The organism is Bacillus sp. CH140a_4T (assembly GCF_008923725.1).
In the GTDB taxonomy this organism is placed as follows: domain Bacteria; phylum Bacillota; class Bacilli; order Bacillales; family Bacillaceae_G; genus Bacillus_A.
On the sequence record NZ_WBPF01000013.1, the window covers coordinates 760,075 to 786,222 of the forward strand.

Genomic DNA, 26,148 nt, shown 5'->3' on the forward strand with positions numbered 1-26,148 from the left:
ATTATAACATCATCTTTCCTATCTTCTTTCATCATGAAGAAAAATATGTATGATTGTTCCAAATTGTAGCACAAACTTTCTCAATACAATGTATTTGACATTGTATTTCTTTTTGGTTATATTGATTTTACAAAATTAAATTGTGCACAACTTAATTAGAAGGGAGTTATGTATGACAGAGAATTCTTTACATCTAGATAACCAACTTTGTTTTTCTATTTACGCCTGTTCTAAAGAGGTTATCCGCTTTTATCGACCATATTTAGAAGAGATGGGTATTACGTATCCCCAGTACATTACTTTACTTGTACTATGGGAACAAGACGGACTAACAGTAAAAGAAATTGGAGAACGTCTATTTTTAGATTCCGGTACGTTAACACCTATGTTAAAACGAATGGAATCATTAAAACTTGTAAAACGCGTTCGTTCCAAAGAAGATGAACGCAAAGTTTGTATTGAATTAACAGAACAAGGTAAAGATTTAAAAGAAAAGGCTTGTTCATTGCCGACAACCATGGCAACAAATTTAGGAATTACAGAACAAGAATATCGTTCTTTATTAATTCAATTAAATAAACTAATTGAAACAATGAAAACAATAAATGATAGAAAAGGGGAATAAACATGGATAAATTATATACTGCTTCAGTAACTGCTACAGGTGGAAGAAACGGAAAAGTAATTTCAGATGATGGCATATTAAATCTTGATGTAAAAATGCCGAAAGCACTAGGTGGTGCAGGCGGAGAGGCAACAAATCCAGAACAACTATTTGCTGCTGGTTATGCCGCTTGTTTTGATAGTGCATTACAACTTGTCATTCGTACAAAACATATGAAAGTAGAAAGCACAGAAGTAACTGCTCACGTTTCTATCGGAAAAGATACAGATGGTGGTTTCGGCCTATCTGCTGTACTCGATGTACACGTTGCTGGCGTCTCTCATGCCGAAGCACAAGAACTTGTAGAAGCCGCTCACGGTGTATGTCCTTATTCAAAAGCAACAAGAGGTAATATTGAGGTTACATTAAACGTAAGATAAAAAAATTTAGTAAATAAAAAAAAACGCGCGACATTCGTCACGCGTTTTTTGTTTTTGTCATTCTATGAATTGCCTTCCACGCTTCTTCTTTTCCAAGTCCTGTTTCAGAAGAGAATAGAACAATTTCATCGCCAATTTCAACAGCAAGCGTTTCTTTTACAACTTTTAAATGCTTTTGCCATTTCCCTTTCGGAATTTTATCGGCTTTCGTCGCAATAATAATTGTTGGGATTTCATAATGCTTTAAGAAATCATACATCATCACGTCATCGTTTGTTGGTTGGTGACGTAAATCAACTACTAATACAGCTGCGTCTAATTGCTCACGTGTTGTAAAGTAAGTCTCAATCATCTTGCCCCATGCTGCGCGCTCTGTTTTAGATACTTTCGCATATCCATAACCTGGAACGTCAACAAAATGCATCATCTCATTGATTAAGAAAAAGTTCAACGTTTGCGTTTTTCCTGGTTTAGAAGAAATACGTACTAACTTTTTACGATTTAAAATTTTATTAATAAAGGAAGACTTCCCGACATTTGAACGACCTGCTAATGCAATTTCTGGTAAATCACTGTCTGGATATTGTTCTGGTTTAACAGCACTAATTACAATATCTGCTTTTGTTACTTTCATTGTTTCACTCCTACTAATGCGTGCTCCAATACTTCATCTAAATGAGATGCAAGTACAAACGTAAGGTTTTCTTTTACGCTTTCTGGAATATCATCTAAATCTTTCTCGTTTTCTGCTGGCAAAATAATTTTTGTTAAGCCTGCGCGGTGAGCACTTAATGTTTTTTCTTTTAAACCACCAATTGGTAATACACGACCACGAAGTGTAATTTCACCTGTCATTCCTACTTCTTTACTTACAGGAATACCTGTTAGTGCAGAAATAAGTGCCGTTGCCATCGTAATACCTGCTGACGGTCCATCTTTTGGAACTGCTCCTTCTGGAACATGAATATGAATATCATTTTTCTCATGGAAATTCGGATCAATCTGAAGCTCTTCTGCACGAGAACGAATATAGCTAAACGCTGCTTGTGCGGATTCTTTCATAACATCCCCAAGTTTCCCTGTTAAAATTAATTTCCCTTTACCTGGCGCTACAGACACTTCAATCGCAAGTGTATCACCGCCTGCTGCTGTATACGCTAACCCTGTTGCCATACCAACTTGGTCTGTTTTTTCGGCTTGCCCATAACGGAATATGTGCTTACCAAGTAAATCAACAATGTTTTTCTCTGTTACTACAATACGCTTGCGTTCTGCTGTAACGATAATTTTTGCTGCTTTACGACAAACTTTTGCAATTTGACGCTCTAGTGTACGAACACCAGCCTCACGTGTATAATAACGAATAATTTCAAGAAGTGCTTCATCACGTACTTGTAAATTACCTTTTCGTAAGCCATGTTCTTTTAATTGTTTCGGCAATAAATGTTCACGGGCAATGTGAACTTTTTCAAGTTCTGTATAGCCAGCAATCGAAATAATTTCCATACGGTCAAGCAACGGACCAGGAACACTTGAAAGTGTATTCGCAGTTGCTACAAACATAACTTTCGATAAATCATACGGTTCTTCAATGTAATGATCACTGAAGTTATGGTTTTGTTCTGGATCTAACACTTCAAGTAATGCTGCTGATGGATCTCCACGGAAATCGTTAGACATTTTATCAATCTCATCTAATAAAAAAACTGGATTAACTGTTTTCGCCTTTTTCATACCTTGAATAATACGTCCTGGCATCGCTCCAACGTACGTACGACGGTGACCACGGATTTCAGATTCATCACGTACACCACCAAGGGATACACGGACAAAATTACGATTTAATGATGTTGCAATCGAACGCGCTAACGAAGTTTTCCCGACCCCAGGAGGTCCTACTAAGCAAAGGATAGGTCCTTTTAATGAATTCGTTAACTTCTGTACAGCTAAATATTCAAGTACGCGCTCTTTTACTTTCTCAAGTCCGTAATGATCTTTGTTCAAAATCTCTTCAGAATGAGCAAGGTCAATCATATCTTCTGTCGCTTCTGTCCACGGAAGTGCTAATAACCAATCGATATAATTGCGAATGACACCGCTCTCCGCAGAACTTGCTGGTAATTTTTCATAACGGTCTAATTCTTTCAGTGCAGCCTTCATTGTTTCTTCAGGCATTCCCGACTGTTCAATTTTCTCACGAAGTTCTTCAACTTCCCCGCCCTTACCTTCTTTATCGCCAAGTTCAGTTTGAATCGCCTTCATTTGCTCACGTAAGAAATATTCTTTTTGCGTGCGCTCCATTGAACGTTTCACTTTTTGTCCAATTTTCTTTTCTAAACTAAGTAACTCTTGTTCATCTTGAATAATTGAAATAAGTGTATGTAATCGTTCCTTCACAGATACAATCTCTAAGATTTCTTGTTTCTGCTTCGTTTTAATCGGCAAGTGAGAAGCAATTAAATCAGCTAATCTTCCTGGCTCTTCTACATCAGCTACCGTTGCAAATGTTTCATTTGAAACTTTTTTCGAAACTTTAATATATTGTTCGAAATGCTCTAGTAATGTACGCATAAGAGCTTTCTCTTCTAGATCATCTTCCACTTCTTCAGTTACCGTTTTGATAGAAACCTGCACTACATTTTCTTCTTCGATAAACTCTACTACTTCAGCTCTATGTAAACCTTCTACAAGGACACGAAGCGTACCGTTCGGCAATTTTAACATTTGCTTCACTTTCGCTACTGTACCTACACTATATATGTCATCTTCTTTCGGATCATCGATATTCATTTCTTTTTGCATCGCTAAAAAGATGATATTTTCATCCATTGCCGCCTGCTCTAATGCTTGTATCGATTTATCACGTCCTACATCAAGATGCAGAACCATCGTTGGATATACGAGAACGCCTCTTAATGGTAGGAGGGGTACGATTCTTTCATTCGTATTCATACTAGACATAGCACCTCCATAATAAATTAAACTCCTGTTCAACTATTTTATATTACAATACATCTAGATGCAATTGCAGAGATTTTCCGCAATTGTAAATCTCTCGTTTTTTCTCCCTTATAAAAAGGAAAAAAGACTCCGCTTAAGCATACAAACTTAAACGAAGTCTGGCAAATTTTATTATCGTTCATTCTCACATTGATTGCGCATCTGTTTCGTCCACAGCAGTATGTATATCAAGGTCTCGATGCATGTTTTCCTGCATAAATGTTAGCTCAAATACTTCTTTTAACTTACGAACGGGAATGATTTCAATTCCTTTTATTGTGTACAAAAACGGTTGCATGTTTTCAGCAGGAATGATGACTTTCTTAGCACCTGCTTTTTTCGCGGCTTTTATTTTTGCGTACACACCACCAATAGGTTTCACTTCCCCGTGTATACTTATCTCACCGGTCATCGCTACTTCATTACTCACATACGTACGATGCACTGCTGAATATACACCTGTTGCCATAGCAATACCTGCCGAAGGCCCATCAATTGGGATACCACCTGGAAAATTAATATGTATATCGTACCCTTCTGGCAACACATCTAGAGAACGAAGTACCGTTAATACATTATCTACAGAACCTTTCGCCATACTTTTACGGCGAATGGATTTCGTTTGACTACCAATACTTTCCTCTTCCACAATTCCGGTAACATTTACCGATCCTTTATCTTTCGCCTTGATTGCAGTTACTTCAATTTCTAATAACGCGCCCGTATTTGGTCCATATACAGCAAGTCCATTTACAAGACCTATTCTCGGAATCGGATAAATACGTTTTTCATATTTCGGTGTAAGTTGACTAGAATGAACAACCCACTCTATATCTTCATCTTTAATAAAAGAGCGTTCTTCATTTATTGCCATACCAGCAGAAATTTGTACAAGGTTAATCGCTTCTCGTCCATTTCTTGCATACATCCCGATCATTTCAATACCATTTTCACCTATTTGCATTTCCACTTTATCAGCTGCATTCTTCGCTACTTTTTGAATCTCTTCTGTATCTAACTCACGAAAAAACACTTCTAAACAGCGTGAGCGAATAGCAGGAGGAATCTCCTCTGGCGAACGTGTCGTCGCCCCAACTAAGCGAAAATCGGCTGGCAAACCTTTTTGAAAAATATCATGTATATACGTTGGAATCATTGAATTTTCTTCACTATAGTACGCACTTTCCAAAAATACTTTCCGGTCTTCTAACACCTTTAACATTTTGTTCATTTGAATTGGATGTAATTCACCAATCTCATCAATGAACAAAATACCACCATGCGCATCTGTTACAGCCCCTTTTTTCGGCTGTGGGATACCCGCTTGCCCCATTGCACCTGCCCCTTGATAAATCGGATCATGGACTGAACCAATTAATGGGTCTGCAATACCACGTTCATCAAACCTTGCTGTTGTCGCATCAAGTTCGATAAATGTTGCATTCGTACGAAATGGAGATTTCGGATTTCGTTTCGCTTCTTCCAATACAAGACGTGCTGCCGCTGTCTTCCCGACACCTGGCGGACCATATATAATTACATGTTGCGGGTTCGGACCACAAAGAGCCGCTTTTAACGACCTAATTCCGTCCTCTTGCCCTACAATATCTAAAAAGGATGTAGGACGTACCTTTTCCGCAAGCGGCTCTGTTAAAGAAATCTCACGCATTTTACGAAGCTGTTCTAATTCTTTTTTCGATTCTCGATCAATTGAAACTTTTTGTGTTCGCTGATTTCGAAGTAAATGCCAAAAATATAATCCGACAATTACACCAAAAACAAGTTGAACAAGTAAAAATATATTTGTCCAGCTCATAATTTATTTCCTCCCGCAATGTTTTATCACTTAGTATTTCCGCGGAGGAACATAGCTAAACATAAAGAAAAACAGCAATTATAAAAATTGCTGTTTCTTCTTCGCACTATGCAGATGTTTTTGTATCAAGTACAGTACCGTCTTGTAACACCAATTTCGGCGGTTCATTATCAGCTACTGTTTCTTTCGTCAGAATACACTTCTCGATATCTTTGCGAGATGGAAGTTCGAACATTACATCAAGCATTAAGCCTTCAATAATAGAACGAAGTCCACGAGCACCTGTTTTACGTTCAATTGCTTTTTTCGCAATTTCAATTAGTGCACCTTCTTCAAACTCTAACTCAACATCGTCAAGCTCCAATAGTTTTTGGAATTGCTTAACAAGTGCATTTTTCGGTTTCGTTAAAATATCTACAAGAGCATCTTCATCAAGTGGCTCTAGGTTCGCAATAACTGGAAGACGACCGATAAACTCCGGAATTAAACCGAATCTTAAAAGATCCTCTGGTAAAACGTGAGATAAAACATGCTTCTCATTTACATCAGCATTTTTCTTCTCAGCACCAAATCCAATTACTTTCTCACCAAGGCGACGTTTAATAATTGGCTCAATGCCATCAAACGCTCCACCACAAATGAATAGGATATTCGTTGTATCAATTTGAATGAACTCTTGATGCGGATGCTTACGACCACCTTGAGGTGGAACGCTCGCTACAGTACCTTCTAAAATTTTCAGAAGTGCCTGCTGTACGCCTTCACCAGATACATCACGTGTAATTGATGGATTTTCGGACTTACGTGCCACTTTATCAATCTCATCAATATAAATGATTCCTTTTTCCGCTTTCTCTACATCATAATCAGCTGCTTGGATTAATTTTAGTAAGATGTTTTCTACATCTTCCCCTACATATCCAGCTTCTGTTAAAGATGTTGCGTCCGCGATCGCAAATGGAACATTTAAAATACGCGCTAATGTTTGTGCCAATAATGTTTTACCACTACCAGTTGGCCCAATAAGTGAAATATTACTCTTTGCTAATTCTACATCATCAATTTTACTGTTAGAATTAATGCGTTTGTAATGGTTATATACCGCTACCGCTAGTGCTTTTTTCGCGTTATCTTGTCCGATGACATACTCATCTAAGATTTCACGAATTTCTACCGGTTTCGGTACATCTTTGAATTCTACTTCTTCGTCCTTCGCAAGCTCCTCTTGTACAATTTCAGTACAAAGTTCGATACACTCGTCACAAATGTAAACACCTGGACCTGCAACTAACTTTCGAACTTGCGTTTGTGTTTTACCACAGAAAGAACATTTTAATTGACCTTTTTCATCATTAAATTTAAACATATTTTCACACCCCTTACAAAGTGCTAACCTCTTGCCTTCGTATGTACACGATAAATGTATCGTATGTAAATACATATTATGTCACTACGTGGCGAGAAATACAAATAATATGACTAGTTATGTACAAATAAAAAAATTTTAAAACTTTTGAAATATGTATATTCGACTTGTAAAGGAAGTTTTCCTTCTTCATCGAAAAGTTTTATAAATATATTTCTATATTTATAAAACAAGGCACGATTAAAATCGCGCCTTGTTATTTTATTATGCAGCGTTGTCTACTAAGAAGTCTACAGCTTTACGCACTTTAAGGTCTTCAGATAAAGCGTCTACGCTTCCAAGAGCTTGCTTGATAGCGTCTACTGGCATACCGTACATTTCAGCCATTTTTTCAACTTCTGCAGTTACTTCTTCTTCAGTAACTTCGATGTTTTCAGCTTCAATGATAGCTTCAAGAACAAGGTTGATTCTTACGCGTTTTTGAGCGTCTTCTTTCATTTGCTCTTTTAACTTGTCAGCGTCAGTACCTGTGAATTGGTAGTAAAGCTCAAGGTTCATACCTTGTTGGCTTAAACGTTGCTCAAATTCACGAACCATACGATCTAACTCAGTGTCGATCATAGCTTCTGGAATCTCGATTTCAGCGTTAGCAGCAGCTAATTCTACTACTTCGTCACGTACTTTGTGCTCAGCTTCGTGCTTTTTGCCTTCTTCTAAGTTTGTACGAAGTTTTGTTTTTAATTCATCAAGAGTTGCAACCGCTTCGTCAGCTTCTTTAGCGAACTCGTCGTTTAACTCAGGAAGTTCTTTTGTTTTGATTTCGTGAATTGTTACTTTGAATGTAGCTGGTTTACCAGCTAATTCAGCAGCGTGGTACTCTTCTGGGAATGAAACTTCAACTTCTTTAGAATCACCAGATTTAAGACCAATTACTTGCTCTTCGAAACCAGGGATGAAAGTACCAGAACCGATTGCAAGAGAATAGTTTTCGCCTTTTCCGCCTTCAAATGCTTCGCCATCAACGAAACCTTCGAAGTCGATTACAGCTGTATCACCGTTTTCAACAGTTCCTTCTTCTTTAACAACTAGTTCAGCTTGACGCTCTTGTAAAGATTTTAATTCGTTCTCTACATCTTCGTCAGTTACAGTTGTTTCAACTTTTTCTACTGCTAAACCTTTGTACTCACCTAATTTAACTTCAGGTTTCACTGTAACTTTTGCAGTGAAGATAAGGTTAGCATTTTTTTCGAACTTCTCGATGTTGATTTCAGGATGATCAACTGGGAAGATACCAGCTTCATCAATCGCTTCACCATATGCTTTTGGTAAGATGATATCTATAGCATCTTGATATAAAGATTCGATACCAAAGCGTTGTTCGAATAACGGACGAGGCATTTTTCCTTTACGGAAACCTGGTACGTTGATTGTTTGTACTACTTTTTTGAACGCAGCGTCGATAGAGTTGTTTACTTCTTTAGCATCAACTTCGATTGTTAAAACGCCTACGTTACCTTCTAATTTTTCCCATTTTGTAGCCATTTATTCTTTCCCTCCAACTATAATAATGTATGCACATACCTCTATAGATTAAAATCTTCATTATCTCTTTTTTGAAATAACAAAAGTACAAATAATCCTCTAGCAAAAGCTTTCAGATATAATGTTCCAATCTACTAATTGCCTAAAAGACAACTACGGTATATTTTGTTCGAGAATAATATGAAACATATTAAGTAAGAGAATTACACTTCTCTTCTCTTACAAACAGGCAGATTTCTGCCTTTTGCAACCCTTACATTATAACATAGAATATGCTCGTTTCAAGAACCGAACGATTCTTTTTCATAATTATACGGGCAAATATCCTTCTCTTTCAACACGTAATAACCATTGATAGGCAATATGAAACTCTTCTAATTCAATATTATACGCTGTCATAAGTTCTTCTTCATCAATAGTCAATCCGAAACGCTTTCTTCCAATTCTCTCTAAAACAGCAGCCCAAATCTCCACTTTATCCATTAATAGAGCGAATGGGAAAACGCTAATTCGCAATTCTTTCCAATATGTAACCATCGCATCAAATATATCGGGATATTTTTGCTCTAATCGGCTTGATAATGTATGTATAATGTTATCGGATTGCTCCTCATTATGACCTGTAAATGCTGGAATCACCTTAATCGTATTCCCAAACTTTTCTACCTCTATCTCTTCTTCTATTTGATTTTCTATCATTTTATATAAAATAGAAGTTTTCAAATAAGGGTGCTGTTTTTCGTCTATTAAAAATTTCTTTAAAACAGGTAATGCAAGATCCAAGTCTCTTAACGAAAGTTGCTGAATAGCTCTTAGCTTTTGCCCAAAGTTTTCTCCAAACATTTCATTAGTAAACTCATCCAATTCAAAATTCGAATCGACTAGTGACGTATCTACTTCATTTAACATACCTTCTGCAAATAAAGCGAGCTGTGCTAATTTTTCCTTTTGCTCAGGCATTACATCTTTCGTTTGCAAAACCTTTTCAACGATTTCAATGACACCTTCATAATCATTTGTTTGAACTAAAATCGTCACATATGTTTCAAGAATATCACCAAATAATACAGCCCCTGTTTCAAGTAACTGTTCACATTTGTCTTTCGCTTCTTCCATATGTTTTAATTCTAACAAACAAATAACAGAAGCGAGTTCCGTTTGTTCCGTTTCTGCATTATACTGACGTAATATTTCAAAGCAGCGCAATGCATCTTCGAATTTCCGCTCTTTCAGTGCTAAAAAACCTTCATCAATATATCGCTCTGATAGTTGCGGAAACAATACGACCGTATTTTCTTTTTTATCCATACGTCCGCCTCTTTTTCTAGATTTTAATTATCTTTAAAGTAAATATATCAAATGAGTAATAAGAACACAACATCCCAAAACCCTTTGTTTGAAATATGGAAATATTTAATTTTTATATTTCAATATAAACAAATCCTTACTAAAAATTAAAAATGCGCAAATAAAAATCCTCAGCAATTAAAGCAGAGGATTCATCATTAATGGAAAGCTTTTATAATAGTGGGGTATATAACAAGGGTAATAATTTGGAGAACAATAATTGCCATAACAATCATGCTACAATAGAAGATTGGTTTACTTCGCTTCATTAAAAACATAATAATAAGCATCGTACAAGCAAACAAACTTAAGAAGAACAAACTCGTTGTCGAACTAAGTATACCACTCGGGACAAAGAACAATAACACCACACTACAAGTACCTATAATTCCAAATAACCATTCCATTCATTCACTCATTCCCTTTCCCTCTCATGGCAGTTTTTTACTAAGCGATTAAATGTTTTACAACATCAACTACATACGTTAATTTCTCATACGCTACAAATCCAAAGGCAACTGTTAAACCCGTTACGATTAACCCTTTCATCATTTCTTCCTCCTCGTTTTATCGTTGTTACCTTCATTATAGAGGATTAGCAATTTGTTACCATCGAACTTCCTTACAGTTACCTTACAGAATTGTAAGATTTCAAAAAAGGTATAAAAAACAACTTATATCACTTGAGGGGACTTCATGGAATTTCTCTATAATCACTTGCAAAATCAACTTTTTTCTCAGCACCTTTTTACATATTTTTAAATAACATTCGTTACTTTTCTCAACTTACCTTCAAACGTTTTTAATTATAAGAAAACACTTTATTAAAATCGTGTTAATATATTTTTGTACAATCAAAAATTTAAAAGGGGGATTATATATGTTTAAAAAAATGGCTGCAGATGTATTAGGACTAAGTGATGTAGGATCTGTCATCACACCGAAAGATTACGATAAAGTTGATGCTGATGATTATGTGATGCATGAAGACGGGGAGAAAATTTATTTTCTCATTAAATCAAAATCAGATGAATATTGTTTCACAAACAAAGGATTAATCCACCTAGATGGCACAAGCGCAACAAGTAAAAAACGTACACTACGCCGCTTTAGCTATAGTAAATATCAAATTAAAAACGTAGCACTTGAAACTGCTGGAACGATTGATTTAGATGTAGAAATTAAGTTCCAAATGGGAGATGAGCATTATTCAATTGATGTTCATAAAAAACATATTGAAGAATTAAAAGATTTATATAAAGCTTTACTTAAAATAGAAGAAATCTCATACGACAACGATATCACATTGCAATATGCACATAAAAGTCTAGATATGGCATCTAACGCTTTCAGCCGTATTTCAAACGCACAAGTAAATTTAGCAGAGCAGTTTAAAGAAATGAACGAAATCGCCTTTAACTGGCTCGTTGATACGAAGAAACAATATAATGTGAAAGATTATGGTTTTGTCTTCGAGAAGTTTATTAATAACTAAACAAAAACCCTTGTTATCAAAAGATAACAAGGGTTTTCTTATTGTTCCAGGTGAGATTTGAACTCCCGCCCCGCCTATTTCCACACTATTTTATATATTTCGATCGCAGTCTTAATATATCTTCCTCTTCTCGAATGCCTGCCGATCCCTTCCTCACATTTTTTACAACAGTCCAATCTGGGTTAGTTTCATCACCGATGTTCTGTACTGTAAAGTTGCCATCACCATATTTCCGGTGACCTTCTGCCAACTTCTCCGTTAAATCATTCTCATTTGATCTCGCCATCTTTGCGCCATCTCCCTTTTTTATAAAACCTTCTTAAACCGTCTAACCAATCACAGGTCCAGTCAATTGGAGATTCTTGTTTTCCGCATCTATTAATTGTAACACACTGTCAGAGATAAGTTCCGATAACGGCTGCTCAATCGTACTAGAATGGTAAAAAGTTTTATAACATTCTAAGTGATTAATTAGGAGAATCTGGATATGGATTTGAGTTCCATCATAAACCTATTGATTCTTTAAATTAAATAAGAGGAATAGGGCGCATAAATGGCGCTCTTTTCTTAATGTACTTCAATCTGTAATATATAATAATTATCATATATTACGTTATATTTTACACCTCTTGCACATACATCAATTTATAGACAAACAAAAAACCTTGTTATCAAAAGATAACAAGGTTTTTTTAGCGTCCCAGGAGAGATTCGAACTCCCGACCGTACGCTTAGAAGGCGTATGCTCTATCCGGCTGAGCTACTGGGACATGGAGCGGGTGAAGAGAATCGAACTCTCGACCAGAGCTTGGAAGGCTCTTGTTTTACCACTAAACTACACCCGCATATGTTATTTTATTTTTCTTCGTTAGCGCTGTTGCCCTATCGACAATATTTATTATATGTATAACCATACATAAAGTCAACACCTTTTTTAAAAGAGGATAATTTTTCTTATCCTCTTTTAAAAAGTGCTTGTTCAACTAGTTGTCCGTCTAATGTTTCAAAACGAACTTCCATTTGGTTTTCATCCATTTCTAATAAAGCAAATGTCTTTTCTACACGCTGACGTGGCAATAAAATACTGCCTGGATTAATAAATAATACGCCGTCGATTAATTCCGCACCTAATACGTGAGAGTGTCCGAAGCATGCAACTTGCGCCCCTACCTCTTCTGCGTGGTACGCTAATGTTTGTAATGTCATTTTCACGTTATGACGATGGCCGTGCACAACTACGAAACGAATGCCATCTACATCAGTTACAATTTCGTCTTGAAAGTTAGCATAATCACAGTTCCCTTTTACAACATGGAAACCTTGCAGCTCTTCATGAACAGGCGTTAGCTCTGAATCACCGCAATGAATCATGACATCTACTTTTCCTTCATATTTCTCTTTCAACTGCTGTAATTCCTTCACAGAGCTATGACTATCGCTTACGATTAAAGCTTTCATCAATCTCTCTCCCTTATTCTCCTAAAAACCATTCAGGGATTTTTTCTTCTAGCTTACGAAGAGCACGTCCGCGGTGGCTAATGGCATTTTTCTCATCTGAACTTAGTTCCGCCATCGCTTTTTTATATTCTTCCACATAAAAAATCGGATCATATCCAAAGCCGTTTTCCCCGCGGCGCTGTTCTAAAATATACCCTTCGCACGTCCCGTTTACAATGACAGGCTTTTTATCACCTTCAGGGAAAGCCACTGCTAGTGCACAGTAGAAACGAGCTTTACGCTTTTCAAACGCTACGTCATTTAATTCTTGTAAAACCTTATCAATATTCGCTTGATCATCTTTCGGCTCTCCAGCAAAACGAGCTGAATACACGCCTGGTTTTCCATTTAAAGCATCTACAATAAGACCTGAATCATCCGCAATTACGATTGCATTCAGCTGTTTGCTCAGACTATCCGCTTTTAAAATCGCATTTTCTTCAAATGTTTCACCAGTTTCTTCGACTTCTTCTATATGAGGAAAATCGTGTAATGATTTCACCTCTAAATCAAATTGCTCAAATAACTCAGCAAATTCACGTACTTTTCCCATATTTTTTGTCGCTATAACAACTTGTTTCATACTTTCCACCTCTACTCTATATGAGATACGATGTCACCTAACGCTTCTTTTTGCATTTCTATCAGTTGGAAAATACCTTGTTCTGCAGCATCAAGTAATTCATTTAACTGCGCTCTGCTAAACGTCGCTTCTTCTCCAGTTCCTTGCACTTCAACAAACTGGCCTTTTCCAGTCATAATCACGTTCATATCAACGTCTGCTTTAGAATCTTCTACATAGTTTAAATCTAAAACAACACCTTGCTCTTCAACAATCCCTACTGACGTTGCTGCTAAATAATCTTTTACTGGAATTTTAGATACTTTTTCTGCTTGTAATAACTTCTCAAACGCTAATACCATTGCTACATATGCACCTGTAATAGAAGCAGTTCTCGTTCCACCATCCGCTTGAATAACATCGCAATCAATCCAAACTGTTCTTTCACCAAGTGCTTCTAGGTCAACTACCGCACGTAAAGCTCGTCCAATTAAGCGCTGGATTTCCATTGTACGTCCTGTTACTTTCCCTTTACTTGACTCCCTAATTGTACGTTGTTCTGTTGCACGTGGAAGCATCGCATATTCAGCTGTTACCCAGCCCTTTCCTTCTCCACGCATAAACGGTGGGACACGCTCTTCAATTGTCGCTGAGCAAATTACCTTTGTATCCCCAACTTCAATTAATACTGACCCCTCTGGATTTTTTAAATAATTCGTATGAATATGTATATTGCGTAATTCTGTTTTCCCTCTACCATCTACTCGCATAAAAATAACCTCCTCATAACTACTTGTTAGTATAGCCAAATTTAAATGTATGATATGTATACAATAAAAGAAGGGGAACTCAAAAAGCAATTCCCCTTTCTTACTTAAGTATATCAAATTATTCACGATTAAAAACTACCTGTATTCACGTTTTCTGGACGATCGACAGGTTTTATTAACTTTCCGCCCTTTTCATCTATAAGATTTGCTTTACCATTTACTTCAATAGAAACACTTTTCACGCCTTTCTTTTCTGTTAAAGATAAAACTAACGACTTCAATACGTAATTTGAAACCATATTTTTATCTGGGTTTATAAATATATTTTCATTAAAGTTTAATGTAAGATTTCCATCTTGTAATTTCGGATTCGTAATAAGCTTAACGCCTGGATTAAAATCATTCAGAAGCGATTGATGAATCGGTCCTTTTACAAGTTCATCTATAATTGCTGCATAATCATTTTCTTTTCCTTCTACAACGCGGCGTGTTACTGGTACGTAGTATTGCTGTTTATTATTATTTTGTGCCATAAAATAAAGTGTAACCGGTTTTGTATTTGTTACATCCGCTACTTGCTCGTCATCGAAGTTGATACCGTTAGCACGGCTCACCCCTTCACCAAGCGGCGTACCCCCAACAGGCATCTTCGCCAATTTCTCACCATTTATTTGGAACTGCACTTGTTTTATTTCTTTAAATTGCGTCAACGTCCACGCTATTGACTCAACAATTTGACGTTCTTCTTCTTTTGCATAGTTTTTCATTTCATTAGAGAAATCAATGACTGCCGTCCCATCTTTTTTCAAATTTAGGGTCATCGATGTATTCGCTGGAATGACTGCACGGAACCCATTCGGTAATAAATTCGTTACCGGTCCATCTTTCACAAGGTACTCTAACGTTTGCTGAATAACCTCATTGGCTTTTGGAGTAGGTACAGCTAACGTTTGCGGTACAACGTAACCATTTTTATCAACAAGGTATAGTTCTCTATTTACCATTTGTCCTTGCTTATCTTTCTTAGCTACTTCTTTCTTTCCACCCTCTGTATACGTAACTTGTTTTGGCGGATCAATTTGTTCCGTTGCTTTCTCCTGATTTATAAAGCCACACCCTGTTAGTAAAACAGCGCTCACAGTAGCACCAACAACCCATTTAAAAGTGGATTTAGGCATGCCATTCCCCCCTAAAATCTAAGTTTGTACTATTATGTATACGAGCTGTTTCATATTTTAGAACTAGCTGTACTCCTTATAAAGTGAAACTTTAATCAGTGGGATAAACAAAAAACTCCTGATTTCTCAGGAGCTCACTTATATGAATTCTACTATTATTCTTTTTCTAAATGAATATGTTTCACATTTTCAATTGGTTGACCGAACCATTTCGATGCAATTTCTTTAAATAGACCTATTTTCCCTGTTGTTAAGAAGAGATGATCACTTTGTTCCTCTCCCTCATTCAACATTTTACTATGGTATAAAATTGTACTTACTTCGCGCGCTGTTTCATCACCTGAACTAATTAGTTGTACCTTATCTCCCATTACTTTTTTAATAACAGGACCTAAAATTGGATAATGTGTACAACCTAAAATAAGTGTATCAATATCAGTGTTTTTCAGCGGTTGCAACGTTTCTCTTACAACTTCATACGCCATTTCACTTTCAAAATTCCCACTCTCTACAAGCTCAACGAAAGGCGGACACGCTAAACTTTCTACCATAACACGGTTATTAATAGACTTTAACGCTTCTTCGTATGCACCACTTTTCACCGTTCCAATCGTTCCAATAATCCCAACATGATACGCGTTTGTCACTTTTAAAGCTGTACGTGATCCTGGGTGAATAACTCCTACCACTGGAATTGGTAATTGTTTCTGCATCTCTTCTAATACAACCGCAGTTGCTGTATTACACGCAATAACTAACATTTTGATATTTAAATCTAGTAAATGCTCCGTCATTTCCCACGTAAATTGACGCACTTCTTCTCGAGAACGTGGACCATAAGGGCAACGTGCTGTATCCCCTAAATATATAATACGCTCTTTCGGCAACTGACGAATTAATTCCTTCGCTACTGTTAAACCGCCAACTCCTGAATCGATAACACCGATTGCTCTATTCAACTTCATCACCCGTTTTCTCATTCATCATCTTATTTTATCATTATATTTTACACACTTTACGTTCGCTCACTTAAACTGCTTCTGTATGAAAATTTTCATTTGTACCTGTATAGACTAGGACCTTTTTTATTTTGCTCCTTTTTTTCAGAATTTGCAAGACAGAAAAATAACCGACCTTCTATATGAAAGTCGGTTTCTTCTATATAAAGTGCATATTTATTGCTCCATCTTTTTTTGGAAAGAAGACATTCCTATTAATAAAAAGAAATGAGCAGAAATTAACATGACGATTAAAATAAAATTCAAACGATAACTATTTGTAGATTCCATAATTTTGCTCGCTACAGCTGGTCCAAATGCCATACCGAAAAAGTTAATTAAATTATATAAACCAAGACCGATTCCAACTTTAGCTGGATGTAATGTTTTCGGTATAAATGTGTTTACCGATACTTGAATGGCTGAATAACTCATAAATGTTAAAATAATCGCCACTAAAATAACAATTAAGTTCCCATTCGGAACAAGCCCTAAAATTAAAAAGCCAATGATCATAATGACAGACGCTACATAAATCATATTCACATTTCCAAACGAAGGGACAATTTTCCCAGTAATAAAACTAGATACAATACCAAAGAGTGATGCAATAAACAATGCAATTCCGATAACGAATGGAGACAATCCGTGCTCTCTTCCTAACAGTAATGGTAATAATAATAAACTAGCACATAGCGCCACATTCATTATAAATCCGACCGCTATTAAACGAAGAAATGGTTTATTTGTAAACAACTCAATATCAATAAATGGATGCTCTGCGTTCTTCATACGAACCGTGAATAAAAATAAGAAAGCTACCGATAACACAAATAGCCAACTATTAATATTTACACCTAATAAAACAGTCGTAATGAATGCAAATAATAACGCCGCTCCAATGTAATCAAAATAAAACGCTTCATCCGTATGCTGCGCTTCTTCTGGCATAAATTTTATAAGCAAGAAAATCCCAACTACTGAAATAACCATAAATAAAAATAAATATGGCCACCCCAGTGTATTTGTAATAGCCCCGCCAACTAAAGGACCAATACCTATTGCTAATGCAATAGAAGAACTAATCATCGCTAACGCACCAGGCTTCTTATCAGGAACAACCAATTTTGCCACTGCAATCATACTAAGCGCAATAAACGCCGCGCCCCCACTCGCCTGCACTAATCTTGCAAGAATGGTAATCGCATAAGAGTGATTCATAAATCCAATAATAGAACCCGCTACAAATATGATAATTGAAATAATTAATAGTTTTTTTACACTATAGCGATCAGCCAACTTCCCATAGATCATCGAACCAATACCGACAACTAAGGAATACCCTACTACAACCCAACTTACTTTCGATTGACTAATGGATAAATCGTTAGCCATATCTTCTAACGCTACATTAAATAAAACCGCATTCGTTGGTCCTAATAAAACGATAAAACATAATGTAAGAACAAACCATTTTGAATGGTTACTTATATCTTTCCCCATGTGTAACACCTCTCCTGATTGTAGTAACTGTAAATGAAAGATAAAGTTGTTTAACTCCGCTATCACCACTAAACAACTTCATCAAATGTATACATTCATGGCGCGACAAACTGAATTCGAAACGAAGCATGTATGTTGTTCGATATTCATGGAACTATCATAGTTTCAGAATTACAGTTTGTCAACGAAAAATATACAAAGTAAACTAATTTAGTGTTTTTAGTTTACTTTGTATAAAAATTGTTATACACTAATTTCGAATCCGATATAAGGAGGACTGACATGGTTATTCAAGTTTGCAATTTCTAACTTAATAAAGTGAAACTTTAATCAGTGGGGGTTTTGTTCATCCCCCACTGATTATTAGTTGAACCAATCGGACGTTTACGGACAGTTGATCTCCCATCTAACTTCTTTGCTCCAACTGAATTTTGAGGTGGGAGTTTACTGTCCGTTAACGTGGGATAAAACCAAATAAATAAAGAACTTTTATATAGAAGAAATATTACAGGAGGATTATGATGAAGAAAAAAATGTTAGTCGTATTAACGAGCGTAGAAAAATATCCAAATTTAAATCGAGCTACTGGTCTTTGGCTTGGTGAAGCTGTCCATTTCGTTAAAAAAGTTGAAGAAGCTGGTTATGAAGTAGATTATGTTAGCCCACAAGGTGGTTATACACCGATTGATCCGCATAGTTTAGCAATGGCGGAGAGCATCGATTGGGAATGGTATCAAAAGAAAGAATTTATGAATCGTCTCGGTTCTACAATGAAACCGAGTGAAGTGAATCCAGAAGACTACGCTGCGATTTATTACGCAGGCGGTCACGGTGTAATTTGGGACTTCCCAGAAAATAGAGAACTTCAAATGATTAGCCGCAACATTTATGAAAATGGCGGAATTGTTTCCTCTGTTTGTCACGGAGCTGCTGGTTTATTTCACATCACATTAAGTAATGGGAAACGTTTAATTAGCGGTAAAAAAGTCACAGGATTTTCAAACGAAGAAGAGAAGCTAGCCGAACTAGATCAATTCGTCCCATTTTTAACAGAAGATGAACTCATTAAAAATGGAGGCCTTTACGAAAAAGCTCCGCAGCCTTGGGAAGCTTTTGCTGTAGAGGATAATCGTTTTATCACTGGTCAAAACCCAGCTTCAGGTGGTCCAGTAGCTGAATTAGTATTACAACACATAAAAAATAACAGGTAATAAAAAAGCAGGTTTTCCATTACTATAGGAAAACCTGCTTTTTTACGAAATCATTTGCAAAATAGCAATAACTTCTTTTTCAATTTCCGAATCATCAATTGCTCCTATATACTCTGGTTTAAACAGTTGATACTTCTTCAATTGATAAAAATCAAGTATCGCTTTCTTTAACGTAATATCGTACTGAATACAAAAAGAATGATCTATAATACGTCTTAACATCACATCATCTTGTACCATAAATAATTGTGCGTTCATTTTATTAAAGTAGCCTTGTTCCATACCCGCTTCAAAAAACATTTGCAAATTATGATTACGATTTTGTTGTGCAGCGACTAACTGATCAGATAAGTGCGGATATGCCTCTTTCAAATCTTGTAAAAAGACATCAGAAATATATGTCACACATTTTAATGAGTGAATAAACGTCTTTTGGAAACGTTCTGCAAAAGACATACTTTCATCTTGATTATCCGCATCTCCTTCAAGAAGATAGTTTATAAAATCTTCTACCACCGCTTCAATAATCTCATCTTTCGAAGAAAAACGTTTATATAAAGTAGCCTTACTAATATCCATATATTTCGCAATTTCATCTATTTTCAATTGGCTAAAACTCGTTTTTCTAATAACGGGCTTTATTTTATTAATATAAGTATTTGCACACGCAACTTTTCTCATTAAAAGAGCCTCCCCTTTTGTCCATACAAAATAGTATAGCAAATTCACGATTAATTATAAATGAAGTCATTATACTCAATGCATCTTTTTAGTTTAAAGGATTTTTAATCTACACTATAGAAAAAACGCCCGCTACCTTTATGAGTAGCGAGCACTTTTTCTATAATTTATTTACAGCTCTTCTTATAGCTTTCCCTATTTCCATACTAGACTGTGGGTTTTTCCCTGTAATTAAATGCCCCTCTACTACAACAGGCGGCGTGAAATTTGGAGCAACATAAAACAAAGCCCCTTCTTCTTTCAATTTACTTTCTAATAAAAACGGCACTCGCTTTTCTAAACGTACAGCTTTTTCCTCATCATTTGTATAACCTGTTATACGCTTACCGGCAACAAAAAACGATCCGTCCTTATTTTTCACACCGACTAAAGAACTTACTCCGTGACAAACAGCCGCTACAATCCGGTTATTGTTGTACATATTCTCAATTAAATTTGCAACATATGGATTACCTGAAAAATCTACAATTGCCCCGTGCCCACCACCAAATAAAACCGCATCATAATCCGAAAAATGAACATTTGAGATCGGCTTCGTATTTTGCAATAAAGAAGCGACATACTTAAATTCACGAGGTATGCCATTCGGAATAGACACTCTATCAATAGGGACTCTACCGCCCTTTATCGATACAATATCAACATCGAACTTAGCCTTTTTAAACACATTATAAGGAGCTGCGAGCTCTTCCAGCCACAAACCAGTCGGGTGTCCATTCATATCATGAGCGCTTGTTGAAACTAACAATATCCTTTTCAACATATCCCCTCCTTACTACCTATCTATGTATGGAGTGTTCTTATCATTCATATAGAACATGAAACGGACAGAAAAATAGCCGACTCTTCATATAAAAGTCGGCTTTCTTTTTATAGTTCGAGCTCTCCCATGCGAAGAAGCTCAACAACTGCTTGTGAACGTCCTTTAACTCCTAGCTTTTGCATTGCGTTTGAGATGTGATTACGTACTGTTTTTTCACTGATAAAAAGTTCACCTGCAATTTCCTTCGTTGTTTTATCTTGAACCAGTAATTCAAATACTTCTCTCTCTCTCTTTGTGAGTAACGGTTTAGATTGATACGCTTTTTCCTTCAACTGGTATAACCCTCCTTGCTTAAGCCAGAGCCGTGTATGTGTAAGTTGGGTGTTTATTTAGTCAAGATATTGTATGAACGAAATGTGCGGGTGGTGAATGAAAATGGGCTTTATTTCACATGTTATTTTAGACTTTTATACAGTTCGCACACTCTTTGTATCCACTCACTTTCCAGTACGCCATATTTGTTCCAGTAATATACTGACAACTGTACCTACGAACAATCCATTTCCGAATATATATTGCATAACAGACGGCAGTGATTGGAGTGCTCCAGACGGTAAAAACATAACACCGCTTCCAAATAATACAGCAACTCCTAAAACCGTTACATTCCGTTCGCTCATTGGCACTTGTTTGATATTATGAAAACCAATCCCAATTAGCTGTACGAACGAAGCCATTAAAACCGCAGATGCGACTGCAGATGGTAACGATGCTAAGTAACGAATAATATTTGGAAACAGCGACATTATGACTAGTAACAGACATGCTAGTAAGAACGATCGTATATATTTTTGTTTCGTTAAACGTATAAATCCTGCCGTTGCTGGTAACGGCACGACACCTACAGTTGAAAATACAGAAGAAATGATATGCGAAATTCCACCAACCCACGTACCATCCTTCAACTGTTTCTGTTCAATAGTCCCTTTTTGAATGGTAGCTTGATTGATTGCTATAATAGCTGCCACTGTATTTGAGACTAAAATACATACCATAACGAAACTGGATACAGCCATACCTGTATTCCACTTTGGAAGTCCCCAAGCAAATACATGTGGAAGTTGCACAAAATGAGTTACTTGAGATGGAATCGTCACTTTTCCTGCAATGAGAAAGAGAATCCACCCACTAATTAATCCTATTAAAACTGCATAACTTTTGACAAAACCTTTTCCGAAGTTAGATAGTATAATAACGAAAAGAAATATGCTAAACGCGATTATCGCTGTAAATCCATCGATTTGAGAAGCAGTAGCAGTAATTCCTAGCATTCCTTTTAGGAATACACCGCTTAATTGTAAGCATAATAAAAGTAAAAACGTCCCTGTCACAAGCGGCGTGAATAAAAATAAAATACGTCCGATAAAACCAGTTACTCCTAATCCTATTAAAATAACGCCGGAAATTATCATTCCTAATTCTAAAATTTGCAACGTACTATGTAATTGATCTTGCCCGACAGTTGCGTAAGCAAGCACGGTAAATACTCCAACCCAAGATCCAGCTGGTCCATCCGCAATTGGTAGTCTATGTCCAAGCCACCCTTGTAAAAAAGAAGATATACCAACTACAAAAAATGTACGCTGCATTAAATAAAATATTTCTTCCGTCGTAAGATGAAATAATCCGCCAACGACAATTGGTAATGCGATTGAATTGGCTAATAAAAATATAAACCACTGCAAAGTTCCCATAATATGATTTTGATTATGTTGATTGTCCAAACTTTTCATCCTTTCTAGCTAACCTATAAGAAATATATTGTAAGCATAAAAAAGAAAGGTTCTACACTCACAATTAGAACCCTCCTCAAAACATTCAAACGATTCTTTTACACAAGATTATTTAATCCCACCTCATTTAAACTGCCAACAACAATATTTCCTTTATGCACGACTAAACACTTCTCTGTTTGACGCGCTACCGCTTCAGCAGTACATGTTGCATTCGTCAAAACAAAACTCGCTTCATCTCCTACATTCGGCCATGTTCGCTTCCCTTCATTGTTTAACGTTTCTTTTCCTCCCGTAATAAAGCGAAGAGCTTTTCCTAAAGACCTTTCGTCACTCCATCCAAAACGTTCCGCTAATCGATTTGCCTTTTGCAGCATATCCCCCGTTCCAAACGGTGACCAATGATCAGTAATACTATCATTTCCTAACGAGACTTTCACACCTTTCTTATCTAATAACGGAATTGGGATTACTTGTTTCCCAATTGGAACGGTTGAAGTAATATCAATGTTTAAAGCAGCTAGTCTTTCCGCCACTTCTTCAGCTTCTTTATCCGTAACACCACCGAGTCCAAGCGCATGACTAATCGTTACGCGACCTTGCCATCCCGCTTCTTCTGTTAGACTTGCCAATCTCTTCATTGTAAACGTTCCAAGATTATTCGCATCATGCAGGTGAATATCAACATCTGCATTAAATTCTACTGCGATATCCATAATAGTATGTAATGATTTTTCAATATCGTTATCCACTGTAGCTGGATCCACACCACCGACTAGATGCGCTCCCATACGCATCGCATCTTTCACAAGTTGCACAGAATTACTGCGCAATAATCCATGTTGCGGAAAAGCAACGATTGTGCCAGAAACCTGATTTTTATATGTTTCCAACGCTGCTAACGTCGCCTCCAAATTACCAAGTCCAATAATTGGATCAACATTACAATGCGTTCTTATATTCGTTGCACCATTTCGAAGCAATAACGCTAGCATATTTTCCGCCCTATCTTGAGCAGTCGCTAATTGCTTCGGCAAAATTTCCTCTTCTTCATGAAAACGTGTGAAAATATTCTCTGCTGGCATACAAGCTTTCCAAGGACCACTATAATACGTCTTATCAATGTGAATATGCATCTCTTCGAAAGCAGGCAAAATGAATAAACGATTAGCATCAAGAATTAGTACCCCTTCCTCTTGAACAGCTCCTCCTATCATTTTTTTAATTCGTCCATCTTCAACGAGTAAACTACATAACTCTGTTTCTGTTTGGGAAATCCTTCCCTCTTCATACGTATAGCCTGATTCAAGCATTACATTAGTCAACCAATATGCTGTCATCTCTATTCCCCCACCCTTTATTAAAAGTTACCTCTTACTATAAGTTTAATATCTACTGAAAATTAAGACAATTAATACGGCTGTTCTCTAAAAAAAAATGTAATACAACCTCATAGTCTTCTCATAAATTTCCATATAGAATAGAAGTATATAGCTTGTCATAAAAAGGAGTGGATTGGAAGATGTCAAAAAGATTATATAAATCCGAAACTGATAAAATGCTATTTGGTATATGCGGTGGTTTAGGAGAATATTTTGATATTAGCTCTACTCTCATTCGCATACTTTGGGTCATTGCTATTTTATGTTTTGGGACGGGGTTTTTAGTTTATTTCATTTGTTTATTACTTATGCCACGCTCTTACTAATAACATTCTTTCATTTATTTGAGCATAGCGTACAAAAAATCTCCTATAGAAAATCTATAGGAGATTTTTTCATGAAGAATATTTCATCGTTAAATGTAATACCGCCACTTCATCTTCTTCATTTTTATAACTATGTTTCTTATTCGCTTCAAATTGAATGGAGTCAAACTCATTTAATTCGTATACATCGCTTTCTACTTGAATTGATACTTTCCCTTTCATCACTGTTACAAGCTCAATAGCACCTTCATGATGAGCTTCTGGTTCATATATACTATTCGATCTTAAACAAGCACGGTGCATTTCCATCCCCGTTTCTTTCGTATAACGGAACATCGTTTCTAAATGCCATGCTTGCCCTACATCTACTGCAAATCCTTCTCCACAGCGCGCCACAGCTACAGGTTCTCCAACAACCATCAATCTCGATAAAGGAATCGATAATCCTTTCGTTATTTTCCAAATGACAGCTAACGTTGGATTTGTTTCGCCTCTTTCAATCTTTCCTAATGTTAATTTACTAACTCCTGTTTTTTGGGCTAATTCTTCTAAACTTAATTTTTGTTCATTTCGAATTTGTCTTAATAGCTGACCTACTTGCTGAATGACTTCTTTCGTTTGCATATCTTCATGTTCTTTCATCTATAAAACCACCTCAAAGTATAAAATAGTTTACTTTTATTATTTTTAAGTATATTATACTATACATAATTATCAAATTCCGAAAGGAGTGCTATACTTCATGCGCGCAATTTTATTAGGCCTTTTATCATCAGCCTTTTTTTCCGCAACCTTTATTATTAATAGAGCGATGAATGTATCTGGAACGAGCTGGGCCTGGACAGCTTCCTTCCGCTTTTTATTTGCTCTCCCTATTTTATTCCTTATCGTTTTATTTCGCAAAAACTTAAGGGGTTTATGGGAAGAATTAAAGAAACATCCATTAGCTTGGATCGGATGGGGTTCCGTTGCTGGTATTGGTTTCTATTCTTTATTAAGTTTCGCAGCTGTCTTTTCTCCGGCTTGGCTCGTTGCTGGAACTTGGCAAGTTACTATATTAGCAGGTTTACTTTTATCACCATTATTCTTCATTAAAATAGAAACGAAATCAGGCACAAAACTTGTACGTGGAAAAATTCCACTTCGTAGTTTATATGTCGCATTATTTATTTTACTTGGTGTAATTTGTATGCAAGCGACTGCAGCAGGTCATATTACAATGACTCAGTTCATTTCAGGTTTTTTACCTGTCGTAGTAGCAGCCTTCTTATATCCGTTTGGCAACCGAAAAATGATGGAACTTGTTGGCGGACGTCTCGATACGTTCCAACGCGTATTAGGAATGGCTATAGGAAGTCTACCTATAACCATTTTACTTGCCATATACGGATTTTCTACTACTGGTATTCCAACATCCGGCCAAATGCTGCAAGGATTTTTATTGGCATTATGTTCTGGCGTGATTGCGACGATGACATTTTTCTTTGCTACTGACTTAGCCAAAGATAACTTCGCTCTACTTGGAGCTGTTGAAGCAACACAAGCTGGCACGATGGTCTTTACCGTACTTGGCGAAATTGTTTTCTTAAATGGTTCATTCCCCGGTGGTCTTTCCCTACTTGGAATGATTATTATTATGTTAGGAATGGTTGCAAATAGCATTTTAAACCGTTCTATTCCAGTCGTTAAACAGAAAAAAACAGCATAAAAAAGAGTATGGTTCTATACCAAAGAACCATACTCTTTTTTATTGTCCCCCTATTTCGCCTTATCAGAATAGTATTTCATTAGCTGTTTATACTAAAACCTATGTT

Annotated in this window: 26 protein-coding genes and 2 tRNA genes; 6 read left to right on the forward strand and 22 right to left on the reverse strand. The window is 36.4% G+C overall.

Features of this window, described 5'->3' with window-relative positions; genetic code table 11:
• The first annotated feature begins 172 nt into the window (after positions 1-172).
• Both F8162_RS12705 and F8162_RS12710 read left to right on the forward strand, forming a co-directional pair.
• Positions 173-625, forward strand: coding sequence for a MarR family winged helix-turn-helix transcriptional regulator (locus F8162_RS12705; RefSeq protein ID WP_151633460.1), 453 nt, complete (start codon positions 173-175; stop codon positions 623-625).
• A gap of 2 nt (positions 626-627) precedes the next feature.
• Complete coding sequence (locus F8162_RS12710; RefSeq protein ID WP_151633458.1) at positions 628-1,044, forward strand: organic hydroperoxide resistance protein; 417 nt, start codon at positions 628-630, stop codon at positions 1,042-1,044.
• 37 nt (positions 1,045-1,081) lie between these two features.
• Here the strand turns inward: F8162_RS12710 and ysxC are convergent, their stop codons facing one another.
• The 7 genes from ysxC to F8162_RS12745 all read right to left on the reverse strand — a co-directional run bounded on the left by ysxC (position 1,082) and on the right by F8162_RS12745 (position 10,522).
• Entirely contained in the window at positions 1,082-1,678 is a 597-nt protein-coding gene (ysxC, locus tag F8162_RS12715) for a ribosome biogenesis GTP-binding protein YsxC (RefSeq protein ID WP_000869124.1), read from the reverse strand.
• Positions 1,675-4,005 carry an endopeptidase La gene (lon, locus tag F8162_RS12720; RefSeq protein ID WP_151633456.1) on the reverse strand — a complete coding sequence of 777 codons (2,331 nt, stop codon included), beginning with the start codon at positions 4,003-4,005 and terminating at the stop codon, positions 1,675-1,677. The genes ysxC and lon overlap by 4 nt, the downstream gene beginning before the upstream one ends.
• A gap of 184 nt (positions 4,006-4,189) precedes the next feature.
• Entirely contained in the window at positions 4,190-5,860 is a 1,671-nt protein-coding gene (lonB, locus tag F8162_RS12725; protein WP_151633454.1) for an ATP-dependent protease LonB, read from the reverse strand.
• 106 nt (positions 5,861-5,966) lie between these two features.
• Complete coding sequence (gene clpX, locus F8162_RS12730; RefSeq protein WP_000472283.1) at positions 5,967-7,226, reverse strand: ATP-dependent protease ATP-binding subunit ClpX; 1,260 nt, start codon at positions 7,224-7,226, stop codon at positions 5,967-5,969.
• A 264-nt stretch (positions 7,227-7,490) separates the two neighbouring features.
• The gene (tig, locus tag F8162_RS12735; RefSeq protein ID WP_151633452.1) at positions 7,491-8,768 is read right to left on the reverse strand and encodes a trigger factor; all 1,278 of its coding nucleotides are present in this window, start codon (positions 8,766-8,768) and stop codon (positions 7,491-7,493) included.
• Positions 8,769-9,077: 309 nt separating this feature from the next.
• Positions 9,078-10,076 (reverse strand): hypothetical protein, encoded by a 999-nt coding sequence (locus F8162_RS12740; protein ID WP_151633450.1) that lies wholly within the window; start codon positions 10,074-10,076, stop codon positions 9,078-9,080.
• A gap of 197 nt (positions 10,077-10,273) precedes the next feature.
• Entirely contained in the window at positions 10,274-10,522 is a 249-nt protein-coding gene (locus F8162_RS12745) for a hypothetical protein (protein WP_001973787.1), read from the reverse strand.
• A gap of 473 nt (positions 10,523-10,995) precedes the next feature.
• Here F8162_RS12745 and F8162_RS12750 point away from each other — a divergent pair, with 473 nt between their 5' ends.
• The gene (locus F8162_RS12750) at positions 10,996-11,610 is read left to right on the forward strand and encodes a PH domain-containing protein (protein ID WP_000473869.1); all 615 of its coding nucleotides are present in this window, start codon (positions 10,996-10,998) and stop codon (positions 11,608-11,610) included.
• Positions 11,611-11,695: 85 nt separating this feature from the next.
• Here the strand turns inward: F8162_RS12750 and F8162_RS12755 are convergent, their stop codons facing one another.
• The 9 genes from F8162_RS12755 to F8162_RS12795 all read right to left on the reverse strand — a co-directional run bounded on the left by F8162_RS12755 (position 11,696) and on the right by F8162_RS12795 (position 18,118).
• Positions 11,696-11,896 carry a cytoplasmic protein gene (locus F8162_RS12755; protein WP_151633448.1) on the reverse strand — a complete coding sequence of 67 codons (201 nt, stop codon included), beginning with the start codon at positions 11,894-11,896 and terminating at the stop codon, positions 11,696-11,698.
• A 410-nt stretch (positions 11,897-12,306) separates the two neighbouring features.
• Positions 12,307-12,380: transfer RNA gene (locus F8162_RS12760), tRNA-Arg, on the reverse strand.
• Between the two features lies 1 nt (position 12,381).
• Positions 12,382-12,455 (reverse strand) — tRNA-Gly (locus tag F8162_RS12765).
• Between the two features lie 109 nt (positions 12,456-12,564).
• Positions 12,565-13,068, reverse strand: a complete 504-nt coding sequence (locus tag F8162_RS12770) for a metallophosphoesterase (RefSeq protein ID WP_151633446.1) — start codon at positions 13,066-13,068, stop codon at positions 12,565-12,567.
• 13 nt (positions 13,069-13,081) lie between these two features.
• Positions 13,082-13,690, reverse strand: a complete 609-nt coding sequence (locus F8162_RS12775; RefSeq protein ID WP_151633444.1) for an XTP/dITP diphosphatase — start codon at positions 13,688-13,690, stop codon at positions 13,082-13,084.
• 11 nt (positions 13,691-13,701) lie between these two features.
• Positions 13,702-14,439, reverse strand: coding sequence for a ribonuclease PH (rph, locus tag F8162_RS12780; RefSeq protein WP_151633442.1), 738 nt, complete (start codon positions 14,437-14,439; stop codon positions 13,702-13,704).
• Positions 14,440-14,567: 128 nt separating this feature from the next.
• Positions 14,568-15,617: a spore germination protein GerM gene (gene gerM, locus F8162_RS12785; RefSeq protein ID WP_151633440.1), complete on the reverse strand. Its 1,050-nt coding sequence runs from the start codon at positions 15,615-15,617 to the stop codon at positions 14,568-14,570.
• Positions 15,618-15,772: 155 nt separating this feature from the next.
• A complete protein-coding gene (gene racE, locus F8162_RS12790; RefSeq protein WP_151633438.1) occupies positions 15,773-16,582 on the reverse strand; it encodes a glutamate racemase in 810 nt (269 codons plus the stop codon).
• A 210-nt stretch (positions 16,583-16,792) separates the two neighbouring features.
• Positions 16,793-18,118, reverse strand: coding sequence for an MFS transporter (locus F8162_RS12795; RefSeq protein WP_151633436.1), 1,326 nt, complete (start codon positions 18,116-18,118; stop codon positions 16,793-16,795).
• Between the two features lie 521 nt (positions 18,119-18,639).
• Here F8162_RS12795 and F8162_RS12800 point away from each other — a divergent pair.
• Positions 18,640-19,329: a type 1 glutamine amidotransferase domain-containing protein gene (locus F8162_RS12800; RefSeq protein WP_151633434.1), complete on the forward strand. Its 690-nt coding sequence runs from the start codon at positions 18,640-18,642 to the stop codon at positions 19,327-19,329.
• Between the two features lie 42 nt (positions 19,330-19,371).
• On the opposite strand, the gene F8162_RS12805 is transcribed toward F8162_RS12800, so the two are convergent.
• From F8162_RS12805 to F8162_RS12825, 5 genes are all read right to left on the reverse strand, one after another.
• Entirely contained in the window at positions 19,372-20,010 is a 639-nt protein-coding gene (locus F8162_RS12805; protein ID WP_151633432.1) for a TetR/AcrR family transcriptional regulator, read from the reverse strand.
• A 160-nt stretch (positions 20,011-20,170) separates the two neighbouring features.
• On the reverse strand, positions 20,171-20,833 hold the full coding sequence (locus F8162_RS12810; RefSeq protein WP_151633430.1) for a type 1 glutamine amidotransferase domain-containing protein: 663 nt from the start codon (positions 20,831-20,833) through the stop codon (positions 20,171-20,173).
• 107 nt (positions 20,834-20,940) lie between these two features.
• Positions 20,941-21,165: a spore germination transcription factor GerE gene (gene gerE / locus F8162_RS12815; RefSeq protein ID WP_000659484.1), complete on the reverse strand. Its 225-nt coding sequence runs from the start codon at positions 21,163-21,165 to the stop codon at positions 20,941-20,943.
• Positions 21,166-21,330: 165 nt separating this feature from the next.
• The gene (locus tag F8162_RS12820) at positions 21,331-22,626 is read right to left on the reverse strand and encodes a purine/pyrimidine permease (RefSeq protein WP_151633428.1); all 1,296 of its coding nucleotides are present in this window, start codon (positions 22,624-22,626) and stop codon (positions 21,331-21,333) included.
• Between the two features lie 98 nt (positions 22,627-22,724).
• Complete coding sequence (locus F8162_RS12825; RefSeq protein ID WP_151633426.1) at positions 22,725-23,966, reverse strand: amidohydrolase family protein; 1,242 nt, start codon at positions 23,964-23,966, stop codon at positions 22,725-22,727.
• A 182-nt stretch (positions 23,967-24,148) separates the two neighbouring features.
• On the opposite strand from F8162_RS12825, the gene F8162_RS12830 reads away from it, so the two are divergent.
• Positions 24,149-24,334 carry a PspC domain-containing protein gene (locus tag F8162_RS12830; RefSeq protein WP_002129290.1) on the forward strand — a complete coding sequence of 62 codons (186 nt, stop codon included), beginning with the start codon at positions 24,149-24,151 and terminating at the stop codon, positions 24,332-24,334.
• Positions 24,335-24,403: 69 nt separating this feature from the next.
• Here F8162_RS12830 and F8162_RS12835 read toward each other — a convergent pair whose 3' ends face one another.
• Positions 24,404-24,976, reverse strand: a complete 573-nt coding sequence (locus tag F8162_RS12835; RefSeq protein ID WP_000658051.1) for a helix-turn-helix domain-containing protein — start codon at positions 24,974-24,976, stop codon at positions 24,404-24,406.
• Positions 24,977-25,076: 100 nt separating this feature from the next.
• Here F8162_RS12835 and F8162_RS12840 point away from each other — a divergent pair, with 100 nt between their 5' ends.
• Positions 25,077-26,042 carry a multidrug resistance efflux transporter family protein gene (locus F8162_RS12840; RefSeq protein WP_151633424.1) on the forward strand — a complete coding sequence of 322 codons (966 nt, stop codon included), beginning with the start codon at positions 25,077-25,079 and terminating at the stop codon, positions 26,040-26,042.
• Positions 26,043-26,148 lie beyond the last annotated feature (106 nt).

Coding starts and splice junctions, on each gene's coding strand:
- F8162_RS12795 (WP_151633436.1), bottom strand. CDS start 18,118: ATGGGGAAAGATATAAGTAACCATTCAAAATGGTTTGTTCTTACATTA.
- F8162_RS12710 (WP_151633458.1), top strand. CDS start 628: ATGGATAAATTATATACTGCTTCAGTAACTGCTACAGGTGGAAGAAAC.
- gerM (WP_151633440.1), bottom strand. CDS start 15,617: ATGCCTAAATCCACTTTTAAATGGGTTGTTGGTGCTACTGTGAGCGCT.
- F8162_RS12820 (WP_151633428.1), bottom strand. CDS start 22,626: ATGAAAAGTTTGGACAATCAACATAATCAAAATCATATTATGGGAACT.
- F8162_RS12800 (WP_151633434.1), top strand. CDS start 18,640: ATGAAGAAAAAAATGTTAGTCGTATTAACGAGCGTAGAAAAATATCCA.
- F8162_RS12770 (WP_151633446.1), bottom strand. CDS start 13,068: ATGAAAGCTTTAATCGTAAGCGATAGTCATAGCTCTGTGAAGGAATTA.
- F8162_RS12825 (WP_151633426.1), bottom strand. CDS start 23,966: ATGACAGCATATTGGTTGACTAATGTAATGCTTGAATCAGGCTATACG.
- rph (WP_151633442.1), bottom strand. CDS start 14,439: ATGCGAGTAGATGGTAGAGGGAAAACAGAATTACGCAATATACATATT.
- F8162_RS12810 (WP_151633430.1), bottom strand. CDS start 20,833: ATGTTGAAAAGGATATTGTTAGTTTCAACAAGCGCTCATGATATGAAT.
- ysxC (WP_000869124.1), bottom strand. CDS start 1,678: ATGAAAGTAACAAAAGCAGATATTGTAATTAGTGCTGTTAAACCAGAA.
- F8162_RS12750 (WP_000473869.1), top strand. CDS start 10,996: ATGTTTAAAAAAATGGCTGCAGATGTATTAGGACTAAGTGATGTAGGA.
- F8162_RS12805 (WP_151633432.1), bottom strand. CDS start 20,010: ATGAGAAAAGTTGCGTGTGCAAATACTTATATTAATAAAATAAAGCCC.
- racE (WP_151633438.1), bottom strand. CDS start 16,582: ATGAAGTTGAATAGAGCAATCGGTGTTATCGATTCAGGAGTTGGCGGT.
- F8162_RS12705 (WP_151633460.1), top strand. CDS start 173: ATGACAGAGAATTCTTTACATCTAGATAACCAACTTTGTTTTTCTATT.
- F8162_RS12840 (WP_151633424.1), top strand. CDS start 25,077: ATGCGCGCAATTTTATTAGGCCTTTTATCATCAGCCTTTTTTTCCGCA.
- lonB (WP_151633454.1), bottom strand. CDS start 5,860: ATGAGCTGGACAAATATATTTTTACTTGTTCAACTTGTTTTTGGTGTA.
- F8162_RS12755 (WP_151633448.1), bottom strand. CDS start 11,896: ATGGCGAGATCAAATGAGAATGATTTAACGGAGAAGTTGGCAGAAGGT.
- F8162_RS12830 (WP_002129290.1), top strand. CDS start 24,149: ATGTCAAAAAGATTATATAAATCCGAAACTGATAAAATGCTATTTGGT.
- F8162_RS12740 (WP_151633450.1), bottom strand. CDS start 10,076: ATGGATAAAAAAGAAAATACGGTCGTATTGTTTCCGCAACTATCAGAG.
- tig (WP_151633452.1), bottom strand. CDS start 8,768: ATGGCTACAAAATGGGAAAAATTAGAAGGTAACGTAGGCGTTTTAACA.
- lon (WP_151633456.1), bottom strand. CDS start 4,005: ATGTCTAGTATGAATACGAATGAAAGAATCGTACCCCTCCTACCATTA.
- F8162_RS12775 (WP_151633444.1), bottom strand. CDS start 13,690: ATGAAACAAGTTGTTATAGCGACAAAAAATATGGGAAAAGTACGTGAA.
- F8162_RS12835 (WP_000658051.1), bottom strand. CDS start 24,976: ATGAAAGAACATGAAGATATGCAAACGAAAGAAGTCATTCAGCAAGTA.
- clpX (WP_000472283.1), bottom strand. CDS start 7,226: ATGTTTAAATTTAATGATGAAAAAGGTCAATTAAAATGTTCTTTCTGT.
- F8162_RS12745 (WP_001973787.1), bottom strand. CDS start 10,522: ATGGAATGGTTATTTGGAATTATAGGTACTTGTAGTGTGGTGTTATTG.